General features: G+C 65.4%; 16 protein-coding genes. 9 read left to right on the top strand and 7 right to left on the bottom strand.

The features are described 5' to 3' along the window. Positions 1–113: 113 nt before the first annotated feature. The 5 genes from LGN10_RS09595 to LGN10_RS09615 all read left to right on the top strand — a co-directional run bounded on the left by LGN10_RS09595 (position 114) and on the right by LGN10_RS09615 (position 7,790). Positions 114–1,037 (top strand): LysR family transcriptional regulator, encoded by a 924-nt coding sequence (locus tag LGN10_RS09595; RefSeq protein WP_226223063.1) that lies wholly within the window; start codon positions 114–116, stop codon positions 1,035–1,037. 21 nt (positions 1,038–1,058) lie between these two features. Continuing rightward, positions 1,059–1,733, top strand: coding sequence for a response regulator transcription factor (locus tag LGN10_RS09600; protein WP_226223065.1), 675 nt, complete (start codon positions 1,059–1,061; stop codon positions 1,731–1,733). A gap of 154 nt (positions 1,734–1,887) precedes the next feature. After that, positions 1,888–5,142, top strand: a complete 3,255-nt coding sequence (locus LGN10_RS09605) for an efflux RND transporter permease subunit (protein WP_124860042.1) — start codon at positions 1,888–1,890, stop codon at positions 5,140–5,142. Further along, complete coding sequence (locus LGN10_RS09610) at positions 5,132–6,337, top strand: efflux RND transporter periplasmic adaptor subunit (protein ID WP_059584953.1); 1,206 nt, start codon at positions 5,132–5,134, stop codon at positions 6,335–6,337. Before LGN10_RS09605 ends, LGN10_RS09610 begins: the two co-directional genes overlap by 11 nt. Further along, a complete protein-coding gene (locus LGN10_RS09615) occupies positions 6,330–7,790 on the top strand; it encodes an efflux transporter outer membrane subunit (protein ID WP_226223067.1) in 1,461 nt (486 codons plus the stop codon). The genes LGN10_RS09610 and LGN10_RS09615 overlap by 8 nt, the downstream gene beginning before the upstream one ends. 90 nt (positions 7,791–7,880) lie before the next feature. On the opposite strand, the gene LGN10_RS09620 is transcribed toward LGN10_RS09615, so the two are convergent. Continuing rightward, positions 7,881–9,056 carry a porin gene (locus LGN10_RS09620; RefSeq protein WP_226223069.1) on the bottom strand — a complete coding sequence of 392 codons (1,176 nt, stop codon included), beginning with the start codon at positions 9,054–9,056 and terminating at the stop codon, positions 7,881–7,883. Positions 9,057–9,377: 321 nt separating this feature from the next. On the opposite strand from LGN10_RS09620, the gene LGN10_RS09625 reads away from it, so the two are divergent. Continuing rightward, entirely contained in the window at positions 9,378–9,650 is a 273-nt protein-coding gene (locus LGN10_RS09625) for a DUF4148 domain-containing protein (protein ID WP_059584951.1), read from the top strand. Between the two features lie 324 nt (positions 9,651–9,974). Here the strand turns inward: LGN10_RS09625 and LGN10_RS09630 are convergent, their stop codons facing one another. The 4 genes from LGN10_RS09630 to LGN10_RS09645 all read right to left on the bottom strand — a co-directional run bounded on the left by LGN10_RS09630 (position 9,975) and on the right by LGN10_RS09645 (position 13,270). Continuing rightward, the gene (locus LGN10_RS09630; RefSeq protein WP_059585126.1) at positions 9,975–10,658 is read right to left on the bottom strand and encodes a response regulator transcription factor; all 684 of its coding nucleotides are present in this window, start codon (positions 10,656–10,658) and stop codon (positions 9,975–9,977) included. Positions 10,659–10,716: 58 nt separating this feature from the next. After that, positions 10,717–12,048: a sensor histidine kinase gene (locus LGN10_RS09635; RefSeq protein WP_226223165.1), complete on the bottom strand. Its 1,332-nt coding sequence runs from the start codon at positions 12,046–12,048 to the stop codon at positions 10,717–10,719. Positions 12,049–12,127: 79 nt separating this feature from the next. Further along, positions 12,128–12,805, bottom strand: coding sequence for a response regulator transcription factor (locus LGN10_RS09640; RefSeq protein WP_059639975.1), 678 nt, complete (start codon positions 12,803–12,805; stop codon positions 12,128–12,130). 255 nt (positions 12,806–13,060) lie between these two features. Continuing rightward, positions 13,061–13,270 carry a hypothetical protein gene (locus LGN10_RS09645; RefSeq protein WP_059639626.1) on the bottom strand — a complete coding sequence of 70 codons (210 nt, stop codon included), beginning with the start codon at positions 13,268–13,270 and terminating at the stop codon, positions 13,061–13,063. A gap of 265 nt (positions 13,271–13,535) precedes the next feature. Here LGN10_RS09645 and LGN10_RS09650 point away from each other — a divergent pair, with 265 nt between their 5' ends. Continuing rightward, on the top strand, positions 13,536–13,841 hold the full coding sequence (locus LGN10_RS09650; RefSeq protein ID WP_099317570.1) for a DUF4148 domain-containing protein: 306 nt from the start codon (positions 13,536–13,538) through the stop codon (positions 13,839–13,841). Positions 13,842–14,257: 416 nt separating this feature from the next. Further along, positions 14,258–15,427: a porin gene (locus LGN10_RS09655; RefSeq protein ID WP_089465615.1), complete on the top strand. Its 1,170-nt coding sequence runs from the start codon at positions 14,258–14,260 to the stop codon at positions 15,425–15,427. Positions 15,428–15,636: 209 nt separating this feature from the next. Here the strand turns inward: LGN10_RS09655 and LGN10_RS09660 are convergent, their stop codons facing one another. Further along, entirely contained in the window at positions 15,637–16,638 is a 1,002-nt protein-coding gene (locus LGN10_RS09660) for an alcohol dehydrogenase catalytic domain-containing protein (protein WP_226223070.1), read from the bottom strand. 135 nt (positions 16,639–16,773) lie between these two features. On the opposite strand from LGN10_RS09660, the gene LGN10_RS09665 reads away from it, so the two are divergent. Beyond that, complete coding sequence (locus LGN10_RS09665; RefSeq protein WP_226223072.1) at positions 16,774–17,658, top strand: LysR family transcriptional regulator; 885 nt, start codon at positions 16,774–16,776, stop codon at positions 17,656–17,658. A 145-nt stretch (positions 17,659–17,803) separates the two neighbouring features. On the opposite strand, the gene LGN10_RS09670 is transcribed toward LGN10_RS09665, so the two are convergent. Beyond that, a complete protein-coding gene (locus tag LGN10_RS09670; protein WP_226223074.1) occupies positions 17,804–18,721 on the bottom strand; it encodes a LysR family transcriptional regulator in 918 nt (305 codons plus the stop codon). Positions 18,722–18,832: the final 111 nt, after the last annotated feature.

Consider the following 18,832-nt stretch of genomic DNA (forward strand, 5'->3'; position numbering starts at 1 on the left):
TTTCATAATGGATTCGCTGCCCGCCCCCGCAGGCGCAGCGCGATGCGTCGACGCAGCCCGCCGAAGACGGACGCGCCGCCCCGTATTTCCGGCAAATCCACTCCTCGCCGATCATGAACCAACTGCAAGCGATGCGTGTCTTCACGCGTGTGGTCGAGTTGTCGAGCTTCAGTCTCGCCGCACGTCAGCTCGGCATGTCGGCCGCCGCGGTCACGCGCAGCGTCGGCATGCTCGAGGCCCATCTGAACATGCGGCTGTTGAACAGGACCACGCGCAGCCTTTCGCTCACCGAGCCGGGCCGCGAATATCTCGACGGCTGCCGCGCGATCATCGAGAAGCTCGACGAGATCGAATCGAACCTCGCGCAGGTCAATCGCGATCCGCACGGTACGCTGCGCATCGCCGCGTCGGCCACCTCGGTTGCGGCCGGGCTGTGCACGCTGCTGTCCACGTATCGCATCGCGCATCCGCGCGTGCGATTCGACGTGACGACATTCGATATCCAGGTCGACATGGTGGAAGGCGGCTACGACGTGTGCTTCTGTGACGATCACCGCCTCGTCAACTCGACCTTCGTGTCGCGGACGTTGACGAGCGTGCGCGACGTGGTCGTCGCGTCCCCCGACTACCTCGCGCGGCACGGCACGCCTGTCGAGCCGGTCGAACTGAATACGCACAGCCTGCTGACCGTGTCGAACGGCGCCGCGCGCAACTGGGAGTTCTCAGCTACCGACGGCGCCTGCCGCATCTATACCGGCAATGCGCTGGCATCGACCAGCAACACGATGGTGCGGATCGCGGCACTCAATCACATGGGCATCGCGCAATTGCCGCATCCGCTCGTGGCCGACGATCTCGCACGCGGCACGTTGGTGGCGATTCTCGAACGCTACGAAGCGAACGGCGGCCCGCGCCGCCTCTCGATGCTCTACCCGAGCCGCAATTATCTGTCCACGAAAGTACGCAGCTTCATCGACTACGTGGTCGACCACTATCGCACGCCCGGGCGCATCGCCATGCAGCTTGCCGCTGCGTGACTTCGCCGAGTCGCGCACGCCATGGCACATATCCTGACGATCGAAGACGATCCGCTGATCGCGGATCGCATCGCGCACACGCTGCGTGCCGAAGGCCACCAGATCGACGTCGCGCGCACCGGCCGCGACGGCATGGCCCGCGCGATGAGCGCGCACTACGACGTCGTGACGCTCGATCGCATGTTGCCCGACCTCGACGGGCTGACGATCCTCGCGACGATGCGCGGCGTCGGCCTCGATACGCCGGTGCTCGTGATGAGTGCGATGTCCGACGTCGATCAGCGTATCCAGGGGCTGCGCGCCGGCGGCGACGACTACCTCGTCAAGCCGTTCTCGCTCGAAGAAATGTGCGCGCGCATCGACGTGCTGATTCGCCGGCGGCCGCGCGGCACGCACGTCGACACGGTGCTGCGCGCCGGCGAGCTGGAACTCGACCTGGTGCGGCGACGCGCGACGCTCGGCGTGCACGAGCTCGCGCTGTTGCCGACCGAATCCCGCGTGCTCGAATTCATGATGCGCAACGCCGGCCGCGTGCTCACGCGCACGATGATCTTCGAAGCCGTGTGGGGGTGCCGTTTCGATCCCGGCACGAACCTGATCGACGTGCACGTCGGCCGCCTGCGCAAGAAGGTGACCCGGCCAGGCGCGGCGCCGCTGATCCGCACGATCCGCGGCTCGGGCTACCTGCTCGGTTGAGTCCGTCCGCCACTTAAAACTTGTTTCATCTTTTTAGCGACCCGCTGTTAGGGGCTGCTCCGCAGAATGCGGTCATCGGATACGCATCGGTATTTTCCCGAAGACGCGCACGTCCGGCTCTTCTTCACGACGCTTTTGAACGGAGCAGCACCTCATGCTGAAAATTGTCCGGCTCGCGCTCACGCGGCCCTATACGTTCGTCGTACTGGCGCTGCTGATCCTGATCGCGGGCCCGCTCGCGGCGATCCGAACGCCCATCGACATCTTTCCGGACATCCGCATTCCGGTGATCAGCGTCGTGTGGAACTACGCCGGCCTGCAGCCGGACGACATGTCCGGACGCGTGATCACGTACTACGAGCGCACGCTCGGCACGACGGTGAACGACGTCCAGCATATCGAGTCGCAATCGTTCCGCGGCTACGGCATCGTGAAGATCTTCTTCCAGCCGACCGTCGATATCCGCACGGCGACCGCGCAGGTCACGTCGATCTCGCAGACCGTGCTCAAGCAGATGCCGCCCGGCACCACGCCGCCGCAGATCCTCAACTACAACGCATCGACCGTGCCCGTGCTGCAGATCGCGCTGACCAGCAACACGCTCGACGAACAGAAGCTGGGGGATTACGCGGTCAACTTCATTCGGCCGCAGTTGCTGTCGGTGCCCGGCGTCGCGATTCCGACGCCGTACGGCGGCAAGACACGCGAAGTACAGATCGACCTCGACCCGCAGGCGCTGCAGTCGAAAGGGCTGTCGGCGCAGGACGTCGCGCACGCGCTCGCGCAGCAGAACCAGATCATCCCGGCCGGCACGCAGAAGATCGGCCGCTTCGAATACAACATCAAGCTCAACAACAGCCCGCTCTCGCTCGACGCGTTGAACGACCTGCCGATCAAGTCGGTCGGCGGCACGACGATTTATATCCGCGACGTCGCCCACGTGCGCGACGGCTACCCGCCCCAAGGCAACATCGTGCGCGTGGACGGCCGCCGCGCGGTGCTGATGAGTATCCTGAAGAACGGCTCCGCATCGACGCTCGACATCATCGCCGGCGTGAAGGCGAAGCTGCCGCTGGTCGAACAGACGCTGCCGCCGGGACTGAAGCTCGTCACGATGGGCGACCAGTCGACCTTCGTGAACGGCGCCGTGAGCGGCGTGGCGCGCGAAGGCATCATCGCCGCCGCGCTGACCTCGCTGATGATCCTGCTGTTCCTCGGCTCGTGGCGCTCGACGCTGATCATCGCCGCGTCGATCCCGCTGGCCGTGCTGTCGGCAATCGCGCTGCTCGCGGCCACCGGCGAGACGCTCAACGTGATGACGCTCGGCGGCCTCGCGCTCGCGGTCGGGATCCTCGTCGACGATGCGACGGTGACGATCGAGAACGTGAACTGGCACCTCGAACAGGGCAAGGACACGCGCACCGCGATCGTCGACGGCGCGAAACAGATCGTGATGCCGGCACTCGTCTCGCTGCTGTGCATCTGCATCGTGTTCGTGCCGATGCTGATGCTCGACGGCATCTCGCGCTTTCTGTTCGTGCCGATGGCCAAGGCGGTGATCTTCTCGATGGTGTCGTCGTTCGTGCTGTCGCGCACCTTCGTGCCGATGCTCGCGCAATACCTGCTCAAGCCGCACGCATCGGCCGGCCACGCGTCGGGAGAACTGGCCGCGGTGATGGATCCGCACGCGGGCCATGCCGGCGCGCACGAGGTCCCGCCGTCGCGCAATCCGCTGGTGCGCTTCCAGCGTGCATTCGAGCGCCGCTTCGAAGCCGTGCGCGCGTCGTACCGGATCCTGCTGGGCCTCGCGCTCACGCGCCGCAAGCCGTTCGTCGTCGCCTTCCTCTGCATCGTGGCCGCGTCCTTCCTGCTCGCACCGTCGCTCGGTCGCAATTTCTTCCCGACCATCGACTCCGGCGAGATCGCGCTGCACGTGCGCGCGCCGGTCGGCACGCGTGTCGAGGAAACCGCCGCCGAACTCGACCGCATCGAAAACACGATCCGCGGCGTGATTCCGCCCGCGCAGTTGCGCGAAGTGATCGACAACATCGGCCTGCCGAACAGCGGGATCAACCTGACCTACAACAACAGCGGCACGCTCGGGCCGCAGGACGGCGACATCCTGATCTCGCTGTCGCGCGATCACGCGCCGACCGCCGACTACGTGCGCACGCTGCGCGAACGCCTGCCGCGCGCCTATCCGGGCACCACGTTCTCGTTCCTGCCCGCCGACATCGTCAGCCAGATCCTCAACTTCGGCGCACCGGCCCCGGTCGACCTGCAAGTGGCCGGCCCCAACCAGCAGGCCAATCTCGCCTATGCGCGCGAGCTGTACCGCAAGCTGCGCCTGATCGCGGGCGTCGCCGACCCGCGCATCCAGCAGGCCAGCACCTATCCGCAATTCACGGTGACGGTCGACCGCACGCGCGCCGACCAGCTCGGCATCACCGAGCAGGACGTGACGAACTCGGTGGTCGCGACGCTGGCCGGCACCAGCCAGGTCGACCCGACCTACTGGCTCAACCCGCGCAACGGCGTGTCCTATCCGATCGTCGCGCAAACGCCGCAGTACAGGATGACCACGCTGTCGGCGCTGCAGAACCTGCCGGTCACCGGCGCGAACGGCCAGTCCCAGCTGCTGGGCGGTCTGGCCACGATCACGCGCGGCGTCGGCAACGCGGTGGTGTCGCACTACAACATCGAGCCGCTGTTCGACATCTACGCGACCACCCAGGGACGCGACCTCGGCGCGGTCGCGGCCGACATCGACGATATCGTCAAGGCCACCGCGAAGGACGTGCCCAAGGGCTCGACCGTCACGCTGCGCGGCCAGGTGCAGACCATGAACGGCGCGTTCGCCGGCCTGCTGCTCGGCCTCGTGGGCGCGATCGTGCTGATTTACCTGCTGATCGTCGTGAACTTCCACTCGTGGGCCGACGCATTCGTGATCGTCTCGGCGCTGCCGGCGGCGCTGGCCGGCATCGTCTGGATGCTGTTCACCACGCATACGCCGCTGTCGGTGCCGGCGCTGACCGGCGCGATCCTGTGCATGGGTGTCGCCACCGCCAACTCGATCCTCGTCGTCAGTTTCGCGCGCGAGCGCCTGGCCGAAACCGGCAACGCGCTGGCCTCCGCGCTCGAAGCCGGGTTCACGCGCTTCCGCCCGGTGCTGATGACCGCGCTCGCGATGATCATCGGCATGGCGCCGATGGCGCTCGGCCTCGGCGACGGCGGCGAGCAGAACGCGCCGCTCGGCCGCGCGGTGATCGGCGGCCTCGCATGCGCGACGATCGCGACGCTGTTCTTCGTTCCCGTCGTGTTCAGCCTCGTGCATCGGCGCGATGCGCTCAAGCACGACGGTTCCCGCGCTTACTCCCCTTCCGCGTCCGGAGCTTCCCATGTCCACTGAGATCGATATCAAGTCGCCGAAACGGCTGCCCAACCTCAAGCTCGTCGCCACGCTCACCGCGCTGATCGCGGTCGGCATCGTGGCGACCGGCATCGTCGGCCGCGCGCACGCGAAACAGGAAATGACGACCTGGTCCGCCGAGCAAGCGGTGCCGACCGTGGTCGCGTACACGCCGTCGACCGGCGGCGACGGCGCCACGCTCGTGCTGCCCGGCCATTTGTCCGCATTCGAGAGCGCGCCGATCCATGCGCAGGTGTCGGGCTACCTGCATGCGTGGTACACCGATATCGGCGCGCACGTGAAGTCGGGGCAACTGCTCGGGCTGATCGATACGCCCGAGCTCGATCAGCAACTGCTGCAGGCGCGCGCCGATCTGCAGAGTTCGCTCGCCAACGAGAAGCTTGCCGCGTCCACGGCCGCGCGCTGGAAGAGGATGCTCGCGCAGGATTCGGTGTCGCAGCAGGAAACCGACGAGAAGACCAGCGACCTCGCGGCCAAGCAGGCGATCGTCGCCGCCAACGAGGCCAACGTGCGGCGCCTCGAGGCGCTGGAGGCGTTCAAGCGCATCGTCGCGCCGTTCGACGGCGTCGTCACCGCACGCAAGACCGACATCGGCCAGTTGATCTCGGCCGGCGGCGGCGCCGGCCCGGAGCTGTTTGCCGTGTCCGACGTGCACCGGATGCGCGTCTACGTGAGCGTGCCGCAGAACGAGGCCGCCGCGATCCGGCCCGGCATGACGGCCACACTGACCGTGCCGGAGCATCCGGGCGAGACCTTCCGGGCGACGCTCGCCGACACCGACGACTCGATCGCCGATTCGACCGGCACGCTGCTCGTGCAGTTGATGGTCGACAACCCCGACGGCAAGCTGATTCCCGGCGAATACACCGAGGTGCATTTCGCGCTGCCGGCCGGCAGCAGCCACGTGCTGACGATTCCGGCCAGTTCGTTGATCTTCCGGCAGGCCGGCCTGCAGGTCGCCGTGGTCGGCAAGGACGATCGCGCGGTATTCAAGCCCGTGACGATCGCGACCGACCTCGGCACGCACGTGCAGATCGCGACCGGCCTCGCGCCGGACGATCGCGTGATCGACAACCCGCCCGACTCGCTCGCCGCCGGCGATCCGGTCAGGCTCGCGGCGCCGGCTCGCACCGTCGCGTCGGCCGCGCGCGATACGGAGCGTGCGCATGGCTAACCGGCTTCGGCTTTGCGCGACGCTCGCCGGCGTCGCGTTCCTCTGCGCGTGCTCGTTCGCACCTGCCTATCATGCGCCGCACCCCGCGCTGCCGGCCAGCTTCAAGGAAGCGGGCGGCTGGCAGCCCGCGAAGCCGGCCGACCGCATCGCGCGCGACGGCTGGTGGAAGGCGTTCCGCGATCCCGTGCTCGACCGGCTCGAAGCACGGGTGGCCGCGGCCAACCCCGACGTGGCCGCGGCCGTGGCCCGCCACGACGAGGCAACCGCGCTGTTCGATCAGGCGCGCTCGGGCCTGTTCCCGACCATCGGCCTCGGCGCGGAGGTCTCGAGCAACCGTCAGTCGGCCATGCGGCCGTTGCGCGGCTCGAACCAGCCGAATGTCTATGGCGACAACACGCTCGACGCCGGCTTCGACTACGACCTCGACCTGTGGGGCAAAGTCCGCAACGAAGTCGCGGCCGGGCGCGCCGACGCACAGGCCAGCGCCGACGATCTCGCGTCGGTCCGACTGAGCTTGCAGGCCAGCCTCGCGAGCGCGTACTTCAGCCTGCGCGGGCTCGATCAGCAGCAACAGTTGCTGGCCGATACGATCGACACGTATCAGCGCGCGCTGCGCCTGACGATGAGCCGGCACGCAGGCGGCATCGCGTCCGATCTCGACGTGTCGCGCGCGCGGACGCAGCTCGATTCGGCCCGCGCGTCGGCCGAGGACGTACGGGCGCGGCGCGCGCTCTACGAGCACGCGATCGCGACGCTCACGGGCGTACCGGCATCGTCGTTCTCGCTGGCGCCGGATTTGGACGCGGCGTATCTGCCGGCGATTCCGGCCGGCATTCCCGCGACGCTGCTGCAGCGGCGCCCCGACGTCGCGGCCGCCGAGCGCCGCATGGCCGCCGCCAACGCGAAGATCGGCGTGGTGCGCGCGGCGTTCTTCCCCGACGTCACGCTCGGGCTGGTCGGCGGCTACCAGAGTTCGGGCCTCGGCCACTGGCTCCGCGCGCCGAACGAGATCTGGTCGATCGGGCCCAGCCTCGCGCTGACGCTGTTCGACGGCGGCCGGCGCCAGGCGCTCACCGACCAGGCGCGCGCGCAGCTGGCCGAGAACGGCGCGAAATACCGCGCGGTGGTGCTCGATGCGTGCCAGCAGGTAGAAGACAACCTCGCCCTCACGCACCACCTCGGCGACGAAGCCGAGCGCGAGCAAGAAGCGCTCGACGCGGCCGAACGCACGTTGCAGCTGTCGATGTCGCGCTACCGGGACGGTGTCGTCAGCTATCTCGACGTGGTGACGGCGCAGACCACCGAACTCGATACGAAGGTTGCGATGCTGGAGCTGGACACGCGCCGGCAACTGGCGGCGGTGGGGTTGATCGCCGCGCTGGGCGGCGGTTGGTCGACCGATGAAGCCGCATCCGGCGCGCAAGTACCGGCCGCGACGCCGCCCCTTCAATGAACTGAATCCCTTGCGGCATGAACGAGGCGTGTCGCATTTCAAGGCACCCGTCGCGATGACGGGTGCCGTTTTTTACGTCGGCCCGACCGCTCAGAACTTGTGACGGATACCGGCCGCGACCACCGCCTGACGATCGTTGCCCGATGCCGCCAGGTTGAAGATCCCCGCGTGGCCGAGCACCGCGACGCCGTCCGCCCCCGTCACGCGCTGGTACACGCCTTCCAGATAAAGGTCGGTGCGGCGCGACAGCGCATAGTCGGCCTGCAGCATGAACTGGTCCCACTTCGGCGCGATGCCGCGGCCCGCCTCGTCGAAGCGGCCTTGCGTGAACGTATAGGCGCCGCCCAGCGAGAAAGCCGGCGTGAGGCAATAGCGCGCATTCAGTTCGTAGTTGCTGAAGGTCAGCAACTGGCCGTTCACCGTGCCATACGAACCACCTTGCGACAGTTCTCGCGGGTCGTTCAGGATCGTTCTCGTATAGACCAGGCCGACCGTCGCATGGTCGAACGCATAGTGCGCACCAGCGCCGAACGTGCGCCAGCGGCCGCCGGCCAGCATCGCATCGCCATCCGCGCTGCTCAGCGAACCGCCGGTGTTCTGCGGCTTGTTCACGCCGCCCGGCTGGTCCGACTGCAGGTACGCGACGGCGACGGCGACCGGACCGTTCGCATACTGCGCGCCGACGCTGTACGCGTTGTCGTTGCTGAACCCGCCACCCTGATTGCTGAAGCCGTAAGCGCCGCCGAACGTGAAGCCGCCATAGTTCGCGCTGCGGAACTTCACCGCGTTGTTCATGCGCGTGTCGTTGGCGAGGTTGTCGTTGTCGTACGGATGATCGGCGAGGTTGCCGCCGAATCCCGACCCGGTCGCCGACAGCGGCGCGACGAAGTCGACCAGGAAATCGTACTGGCGGCCGAGCGTCACCGTGCCCCACTGGCGGCTCGCGAGGCCGACCCACGCCTGGCGGCCGAACACGTCGCCGCCGTTGCCGAACTTGCCGTTCGCGACGTTGAAGCCGTTCTCGACGGTGAACACGGCCGCGAGGCCGCCGCCGAGATCCTCGTTGCCGCGCAGCCCCCAGCGCGACGTGCTGACGTTGCCGCTCTGCACGCCATAAGCGGGCCCCGCGCCCGCGGCCGATTTCTGGTTGCTGATGTAGTCCAGGCCCGCGTCGATCGTGCCGTACAGCGTCACGCTGCTCTGCGCATGCGCCGCGCTCGCAAGCAGGCATGCGACCGCCGCCGGAATTGCCAGATATGTCTTCATGATGGTTTCGTTGGAGTGGATCGGTCCGATCGCATCGTCGGCCCGGGCGGCGTGGCCGCTCGTGCGCGATGCGATGGCGCCCAATTTAGGCAGCGGGCATGACAGCGCCGTTATCGAAACCGCCCGCAAAATGAAACCCGCTTCATCTTCACGACATACCTGCTTCATGTCTGCGCGAATGCGCGCCGGTGCATGAATTTCTTTTCACGTTGCGCATGCCGATCCGCTAACGTCCCTCCTCTATGCTTGTCCTCAACCCGCGCGGCACCCGCACGCCGCGCCGGGGGATGAACCCAGTCAATCATCATGAGGACTCCCGACATGAAAACCGCCAACATCGTCGCCGCCGCCATGCTCGCCGCGATCGGCACGCTGTCCGCTCCCGCGTTTGCACTGACCGGCAGCCAGCCGATCCACATGTCCCCGGCCGCCACCAAGGACGGCGCGCCCGGCGCTCAGGCTGCCGGCCAGTGGGTGCCGCCTTACGGCCAGCCGATCCACGAGAAGACGCGCGCCGAAGTCCATGCCGAGCTCGTGCAGGCCGAACAGGACGGGCAGCTCAAGTACCTGAACTCCACGCTCTATGCGCATTGAGACGCGTGACGGTGCGGCCGGGCGCGGCGCCCCGCTCACCCGGCCCGCGTCACCAGCGGCGACGCCGCGCGTCCACCCGATTGCTCGCCATCCATGAAGCTTCGTTCGTTGTTCGCTCGTTCTGCCCGTCTCGCGCTCCTCGCGATGGCTGCTTGCGTCGTGTTGTCCGGCTGTGCGTCCGCGCGGCCCGACGGCCCCGGCGATTGCGTCGGCCCAGCCGATTTCTGCGTGCCGTTCTTCGGCTCGTAAACGAACGAGACGGGCGCGCTGCCGGTGGCAGGGCGCCCGTCACGTCATGTTCGTCGCGCGGCCGGAACCGCGCGCTCAGGCGTCCGGCAGCGTTACCTGATAGCCGTAGCGGCTTACCGTATCGATGCGGACGTCGGGCAGATGCCGCGCGAGCTTGCGGCGCAGCCGCGACACCACGAGATTGACGCTCGATGGATCGACATCCTCCTTGTCCTGCCAGACATACCGGATCAACTGGTCGCGTGGCACCGGCGCGTTCGGATGGCGCATCAGGCATTCGAGCAGCAGGAATTCCCGGCGCGTCACGGCGACGCGCAGCTTGCCGTTCTTGAGTTCGCGCGCCAGTGTCTCGACCGCGGACGCACGCGCGACCGGCCGGTCCGCATCGCGCGGCCCCGCGAGCCGCTGCAGCGCCTGCATGCGTTCGTGCAGCTCGATGAACGAATACGGTGCGCAGAAACACGCATCGGCGCCCGCGCGCAGCACATGAATGCGTTCGCGCGCCGACGCCTCGCCGATCAGCACCACGAGCGCGGCGCCGCCGCCGTCGGCAACGAAATGCGGCAGCATCGCGATCAGCGCGGCATCGCCGCCGGGCTCGAACGCGGTCGCGACGATCGCGTCGAACGCCTCCTGCGAGGCGAGGAACAGGCCGTCGCGCGGATCGTCGGCGCGCTGCACGCTGTGCCCGCTTTCCTGCAGCGCCTTGTGCAGCCACGACGCTTCCGGATGCGGCGAAGTCACGAGCAGGACACGCATCGTCAACCGGCCTCGCGGCGGAAATACGCAGGCACGTGCGGCCTCGTCCGGACGGCCGTCATCCCAGCGACCTCGGCCAGCATTCGATCGTCACGCGCGTGCCGGGCTCGGCATTGCCTATGCGCAACGTGAAATCGTGCACGTTGACGACCGTCGACACGATGCTCAGGCCGAGCCCGGCCCCGGCGAGATGCCCGGTACGGCGGCTGCGGTACCGATACCGCAGCACCGCCTCGCGCTCGTCGGCCGCGATGCCCGGGCCATTGTCGATCACGTCGATGCGCGGACCGCACGGCGTGTCGTGAAGTTCGAGGCGTACCGTATCGCCCGACGTCGTGTACTTGAGCGCGTTGTCGAGCAGATTGCTCAGTGCCTCGAACAAGAGGGCGCGATCGCCGTGTATCCGCACGACCGGTTCGACGGCCTGCACGAAGCGGATCGCGCGACTGTCCGCGAGCGGTTCGAACAACTGCCCGACGTCCAGCACCAGATCCTCCAGCGACAGCTCCGCGAACCCGCCTCGCCGCTGCAACGAGCCGATTTCGGCGATACGCAGCATCGCGCGGAAACGGCCGAGCAACACGTCGGTCTCGTTGCGCGCACGCGAAACGAGATTCGCCAGCACGGCATCGTCGAACCGCGCCGCACGCTGCGCCGCCTGCGCGAGCAGCGTGTGCACGTGCGCGAGCGGGGTTCGCAAGTCATGCGCGATGCCGTCGCAGACACCCTTGACCTCGTTCATCAGGCGCTCGATCTCCTCGAGCATGTGGTTGACGAGATGGGACAGCAGATCGATCTCGTCGTGTCCGCCGACCGGCAGCCGCTGGCCGAGGTCGCCCTGCGCAATGCCCTGCGTGATGCGCCGGACCTCCTTCAGACGCCGCATTTGCCGCACGCTGAGCATCAGGCCGCCCACGACGCCCGCGCCCAGGCAAAGCAGCCCGCCGCCGACCAGCGCCTGGATGATCGCCGCGCGGATCCGCAGGATATGCGTGAGGTCGCGACCGAGCACCAGCACGTCGCCGTTCGCACGCCGCTCGGCCATCGCGCGCACGACCGGCGGCACCTGGTCTCCCGAGATCGGCATCGTGTGATCGAGCGTCACGCCGTTGCGGGTCGGCCGCATGCCCGCGGGCAACGCCAGCACATCGCCGGCAATATGCCTGCCGTCCGCGGTAAAGAGTCCGTAGTAGTTGGTGTGCATTCGCTCGTGCTCGATCCGGTGCTGGATCGCGGCGGGAAGCTGGCCGTCCTGTATCGAATCGAAGTAGATCATCTGCCAGTCGATCACCGTATCGGTTTCCCGCTCCATGTCATGCGTGATCACCGATGCGATGAAACCGAGCAGCAGCATGACCGACACGGAGAACGTGACCGCATAGACCGACACGAGCCGAAACGTACTCGAATACCAGCGTCGCGCGGGTGCCGGGTGGACGTGATGCGCGACGGACGCCACGGGAGCCGGCTCAGCCAAGGCGATACCCTGCACCGCGTACCGTCTGGATCATCTGCTTCGCATCGGGTGGATCGATCTTCCGGCGCAACCGGCCCATGTGCACTTCGATCAGGTTCGTGCCGGGATCGAAGTGATAGCCCCATACGGCCTCGAACAGCATCGTCCGCGTGATGGTTTGCCCGGCATTGCGCATCATGTATTCGAGCACGCGATATTCGGTCGGCAGCAACACGATTTCTTCGCCGTCGCGAAACACCTTGCGCGAGATCAGGTCGAGCTTGAGCGGACCGACGACCAGCGTCGTGTCGAGCGCGGCCGGCGCGGCGTGGCTGCGCCGCAGCAGCACCTCCAGGCGAGCGGCCATTTCCTCGGGATCGAACGGTTTGGTCAGGTAGTCGTCGCCGCCCGCGCGCAACCCGCGAACCCGCTCGTCGACATCGCCGAGCGCACTCAGCATCAGCACGGGGGTGCGCACGCCGACGCTGCGCATCGTGGTCAGGATCGTGAGGCCATCGACGACCGGGAGCATCCGATCGAGCGTGATCACGTCGAACTCGTTGCCGAGCGCGCGGGCCATGCCGTCGCGCCCGTTCGCCACCCATTCGACCGTAAAGCCACGCCTCTCCAGCTCCCCGACTATTTCGTTCGCGGTGATTTCGTCGTCTTCGATCGCGAGTACGTGTGCGATGGCCGCTCGGCCCTCGGCCGGCTCGTCGGGCAGCGCGGGCTCGTTCACCGGGAAAGCTGATGATGCCATGTACGATTCTCGTCTTCGTCGAAAGGGAGTTGCGTGTCGATACCCAACGGTCGAACGCGCTCGAGTCGAGCTTATACGCGCACGCGTAAAGGATGCGCATCCGCTTCATGAAGAAAGTTTCATGTCCGGCAACATCGCGCGCCGGCCGTCGTGGACACGCGCCGTACGAAGCGCCGCAACGCGACATCAGCCCTGGTGCGATCGTGTGCCCGATTTGTCCGCGCGATGCGATGCGAGATCACGTGCGGCATCGCTCGCACGATCCCGCTGTTCGGCTTTAGCGTGCGCGAGCGTCACATCGGCGACCGCGAGCCCGGTGCCCTGCACCTTCGCGAACGCCGGTAGCGACGCACACGCCAGCGCGACGAGTCCAGCCATCATGACGATTGACTTCATTGCATTCCCTCCTTGTGCGCGGCATCGATCGATGCGTCGCTCGACGATACGCCGCTGTTCCTAACCATCCGGAAACACGCGCATGAAGGATTCTTTAACTTCCCGTGCATCCGGCAGCCCGTGCATGGCACGATCCGGGCTTGCCTAAAACATGTTTCATCATCGCGCTGCGGTTTAGATAGCCCTCCCTCCGTAATCTTCGTCCTGCGGCCGACGCAGGCTCCCTGCCGTGCGGCCTCGACCCAACGCTATCCAGGAGCCGAAGATGAATCACCCCGTCCGTTACCTCGCTTGCGCCGCGATGCTCGCATTGAGCGTCTCCGCACATGCCGAGACGAAACTCACGTCGGCGCAATGCCACGACTATCCGTTCGTGCACGCGAAAGGCCCGGTCTCGCACCGGCAGCTCGTCAATGAACTGAACGAGCTGGAGTCGGTCGGCTACAACCCGTCGTCCGGCGACGAAAGCAGCTATCCCGACGATATCGATTCGGCACAGGCGCGCCTGATGCAGAAATACCGGCAGGATTGCCTCGGGGCCGCCAATACCGTCGCGTCGAGCGGTAACTGAATCCTCTCCGGCAACCGTTCTCCGAGTTTGCGCGCGAGCCTCGCGGCCGCGCGCTTTTTTTGAATTGATCCGACTCGATCGTCGACGGTGATCGGCAGATCGCCACGTGGATCGACTTTTCCGACATGCCGACGTTTCACGCTAATAAAATCTCGATGTCAACCGGAGGGAGATTTAAAACAACATGTCGCAACGCGTGCGATAGCCGTCGAGACTCCACAGCGCCCCATCTTTTCGCACGACATTTAGCGGTACATGACACTTTCGAATACTGAAAGATTGTCTTTCCGTGCACGTTGCGGCGACTGCTTTTCCTCTGCCTACACTGCCTCGTCCTCCGATATCGCATCTCGGGACGACATCGACGTCAGCGCTATCCGGTGCCGACTATCCAACCACACCATCAGAGCAACTAAATGAAACGTCAATCGATGAAATTGCGCTGGCTCGCATTCGCGCCGGCACTCCTGCTCGCCGGTGCGGCGCACGCACAGCAGAGCGTCACGCTATACGGGCTGATAGACGAAGGCCTCAACTTCACGACCAACGCAGGCGGTCATCGCGCATGGCAGCTGTCGAGCGGAGACACATTCGGCAGCCGCTGGGGCTTGAAAGGCAGTGAAGATCTCGGCGGCGGCGACAAGGCCATCTTTCAGCTCGAAAACGGCTTCAACGTGAACAGCGGCAAGCTGGGTCAGGATTCGAGCATGTTCGGCCGTCAGGCGTTCGTGGGCCTGTCGTCTTCACGCTATGGCACGCTCACGCTCGGACGCCAGTACGACACCAGCGTCGACGCGCTTGGCTTCGGCGGCATCACGGCGGCCGGCAACTGGGCGGGCGACATCGCGACCCACCCGTTCGACAACGACAATACGGACTGGGATTTCCGCGTCGACAATGCCGTCAAGTATGTGACCCCGACATACCGGGGACTCACGGCCGAAGCGATGTACGGCTTCAGCAACCAGCCCGGCGGATTCTCGAACAATCGCGTGTGGGGCGCCACGCTCAACTACCAGAACGGCAACCTGACCGCGGCGGCGTCCTACCTGAAGCTCGACAATCCGGGGCTCGCGGCGGGTGGCGCGGTCACCGGTGGCGATCTCTTCAACGGGTCGTCGCAGCAGGACATCGGCGTAGCGGCTTCCTACCAGTTTACCCACGTACTCGTCGGCGCCGCTTGGTCCCATGTCGATGTCTACAACCCCGTCGGCAATGCATGGATCGACAATACCGCGCTGCGCAATGGCGCGACGTGGAATGCATGGAAATTCGACAACTTCGAACTCAACGCGCAGTACTACTTCACGCATGCCATGTGGCTGGGAGCGGCCTACACGTTCACCATGGCGCATCTGTATACGTCCGACACGAAGTATGTGCCCAAGTGGCACCAGATCGGCCTGATGCTCGACTATGACCTGAGCAAACGCACGTCGCTGTATCTGCAAGGTGCGTGGCAGCATGTCGTCAGCGCGCGTACCGGGACCAGCTTCGACGAGGCACAGATCGTGGATGCGTCGGCTGGCGCGTCGTCAGGGCCGAACCAGATGGTCTATCGCATGGGCATGTTGCATCGTTTCTAGCCGCCGGAGGCTCGCACCGGAACTTGCGCAGCGCGGCGCCGGTGCGGGCGCCGGCGGGTCAATCGAAATTAATGCGAATCAGCATCCCGGCCAGGATATCAAGCAAGGTCGGCCGGACTTGCCGCCGCCATGAAACACTGGCTTCCCGACCATCGCGTGGCACACGCATCGACGGGCGAACCCGAGACCGATACGCCCCATCGATGGCTTCATGATCGGCTTGTCAGTACCGCCTTTCGACCGTCGATCGATTCGTACGCCATGGCGTCGTCAATCCGATCAAGGCTGAATTCCTGGCCGACGCGCGTCCTGAACACCGGGTCGCCGATCATGCCCTCGAGCGCACTCAGAGCAGCCACCAACCTGTCATGCTCTCGCACCGTCCGGCTTTCGAAATTGCTGAAACGCCGCATCGATAGATCCTTCGTCATGAAAAGCGGCGCCGACACGGGAAACGGAACGGGGCCGGCCATCGTGCCGTAGAAATATAGCGACGAGCGCATCGGCAAACAGGTTGCAATCTGGCCGGTCAGCACACCGCCCACGCCATCGAATACAGCCGTCGTTCCAAGCTCGGAGGACAGCTTTCCGAGCGTGTCGACAAAGTCTTCATCGGTGCGCACGACATGCTCGATACCGCAGCGTTGCAGCGTTTCCTGCGCCGCCTGCCCCCTCACCATGGAGATCGTCGGCATGCTTCTCCGACGGGCGAGTGCCGCGAGCGCCAGCCCGGTGGCCGAGTTCCCCGCCGTGGCGATCACGCCCCGGTGCCCGGCCTCGTCAATCGTTTCGAGAAACGCGTAGGCCGTCATCACGTTCACGAGCGACCCGCAGTAGTCGCGTGCGCTGACGTGTTCGGGCAAGATCAGGCAACTCGTGTACGGCACCTGCGCTTTTTCGCACCACAGCCCGATGTTGTACGCGCTACGGTTCAGCGAGCGATAGATGGCGACGCGTCTACCCATATAACGCGCGGGAACGCCGGCCCCCGTCGCCACCACCGTCCCGGCGCCGGAAGCGCCCCACACGCCGTACTGGCTCGCCGCGAGCGCGTTGCTGCCCTCGGCACGCGCACGCAAAAACAACTTGTCGCCATGGTTGATCGCAGATGCCTCCATGTCGATCAGCAGATGGCCTGCTTCCGGCCGGCTCGGCGGCCGGATATCCCGTACTTCCAACGAGCGTTCAGCGGTAACGCAGATAGCTTTCATGACGCGTTTCTCCAGCGGCAGACAGTGATGGCGGTAACTGCACAGGCCGTAACTTAAACAAGTGCGCCTGTTGCCGAAACGCGGCCGCCCGGCATACCATCGATTCCAGTACAGAATGGATCGATACGAATACTCATGGATCGCCTGAATGCAATTCGCCTGTTCGTTCGACTGGTCGAATGCGGCAGTTTTTCCGCTGTAGGGCGAGAGGAAGGCATTGGACAACCGACCGTAAGCAAGCAGATTGCCGCGCTGGAGGAGTATCTCGGTGCTCAGTTGGTGTTGCGAACGTCGCGTCAGGTAGTGATCACCGCGGCAGGCCACGCGTTCTATGAATCGGCCAAGCCCTTGATGGAGGGCTTCGATTCGCTGGAATCATCGGTCGGGACCCGACAGCAATCTCCACAAGGCCTGGTTAAATTGACGACGGCGCCCGCCTACGGCCGCCTATGCGTGACGCCATTGCTTCCCGGTTTTTTTCGACAATATCCGCACGTTGCGCTCGAATTATCCGTATCCGAGCGACAGGTCGATCTGGTCGGCGAAGGATTGGATCTGGCGATCCGCCATGGGCCACTGATGGACTCCTCGCTGACAGCGAGAAAACTATCGGAGACGGAATCGCTGCTCGTCGCCAGTCCGGGCTATCTCGCGGCCAAAGGCAGGCCTACCCGGCTGGCCGATCTGGACGGACATACAGGCGTCGTCTTCGCTCAAAACCACGAGCGCCGCCCTTGGCGCTTCAAGGTCGGAAGGGAAACCGTTCATCGGGTTCCGCACGGATCGTTTTTGACCGGCGACGCAGAGCAGGTGCGCGCAGCGGTCCTGCACGGGCTCGGCATTGCGCAGGCCCCACGATGGCTCTTCGGAGCCGAAATCGATGCCGGACAAGTCGAAGTCCTCCTGCCTGAATTTCAGCCGGAACGCATGGCAACCCACCTCGTCTATCCAGCCGGTCGACGCGTACCGGCGCGAGTCAGGGTGGTGATCGATTATTTGATGTCGACGCTCGGAACGTGACGGTGGTACTTGCAAGCGCAAGGCGTCAGCAATCGGGGACGACAAACCCCGCTTCATCCTCGTATCGAACCACGTCGGGCCGCACACGAAACGGCTTGTATACGATAGGGGTTACACGCCCTTGTACCGATCGCCGGAAACAAGACTACCCTTTCATACTTCGATCCCAAGGAGGCTCGTTGCCGAACGCTGCGGTCAGGTAGTCAACGAACCGTCGAACCTTGAGCGGTATGCGCCGCGCACTCGGGTAGACCGCCTGTATCGCCAACTCGGTCGCTCGGTAGTTCGGCAGCAGGGCGACGAGCTCGCCTCGCCGCAGATGCTCCCCGAAGACGAACGTGGGGCCGTACGCGACGCCAGCCCCCGCCAACGCGGCAGACATGAGCATTTGGGTGTTGTTGGCGGCGACTCGACAGGGCCCTTCGATCACATGCGCGCGGTTTTTCGCATCGAATAGCGTCCAATCTCCGGCCGAGACGGCTTCGCTGAAGACGAGCCGCTGTGCATGACGTAAATCACTTGGCCTACGCGGTGTTCCATGCCGCTCGATGTACGCGGGGGACGCGCACATAACCATTCGACATGGCGCGATGCGACTTGTAACGAGCCCGTTGCCCTGAAGCTTCCCGATCCGGATAGCGACGTCGATACCGGCCTCCAGGAGGTCGACATAACGGTCGCCGAGCAGCACTTCCACGTTGACCTGCGGGTGGTCCTCGAGATAGCGGGCAGTGACCTGGCCCAAGTGCATCGCACCGAACGTGACAGGCGCCGCGATTCGCAACACGCCGCGCGCCGTGCGTTGCGAATCGTGCGCTTCCCGGCCGGCGTATTCAAAGGCTTCCAGAATTTGCTTGCTGCGAACGTAGTATGTCTGACCGATATCGGTCAGACTCAAGCGCCGGGTGGTTCGTTGTAGAAGCCGCGCATTCAGTTGGGCTTCGATCGCACTCACATGTTTTCCCGCCATGGCCGGCGACAACCCGAAACGCCGCGCGGCCGCAGCCAGACTGCCCTCTTCGACCGCAGCGACGAACACGCCAAGGCTGGTCAATCGGTCCATTTTCGCATCAACCTGATTCGATCACGCCATTATCGACTGCCGCTATCCTGCGCGCAATTATCAAATTTCAGGCTCGACGCTACGATTGCCTCATCAAACCGAGAAGAGGTA

Origin of the sequence: Burkholderia sp. AU32262, assembly GCF_020419985.1 — a bacterium.
GTDB lineage: Bacteria > Pseudomonadota > Gammaproteobacteria > Burkholderiales > Burkholderiaceae > Burkholderia > Burkholderia semiarida.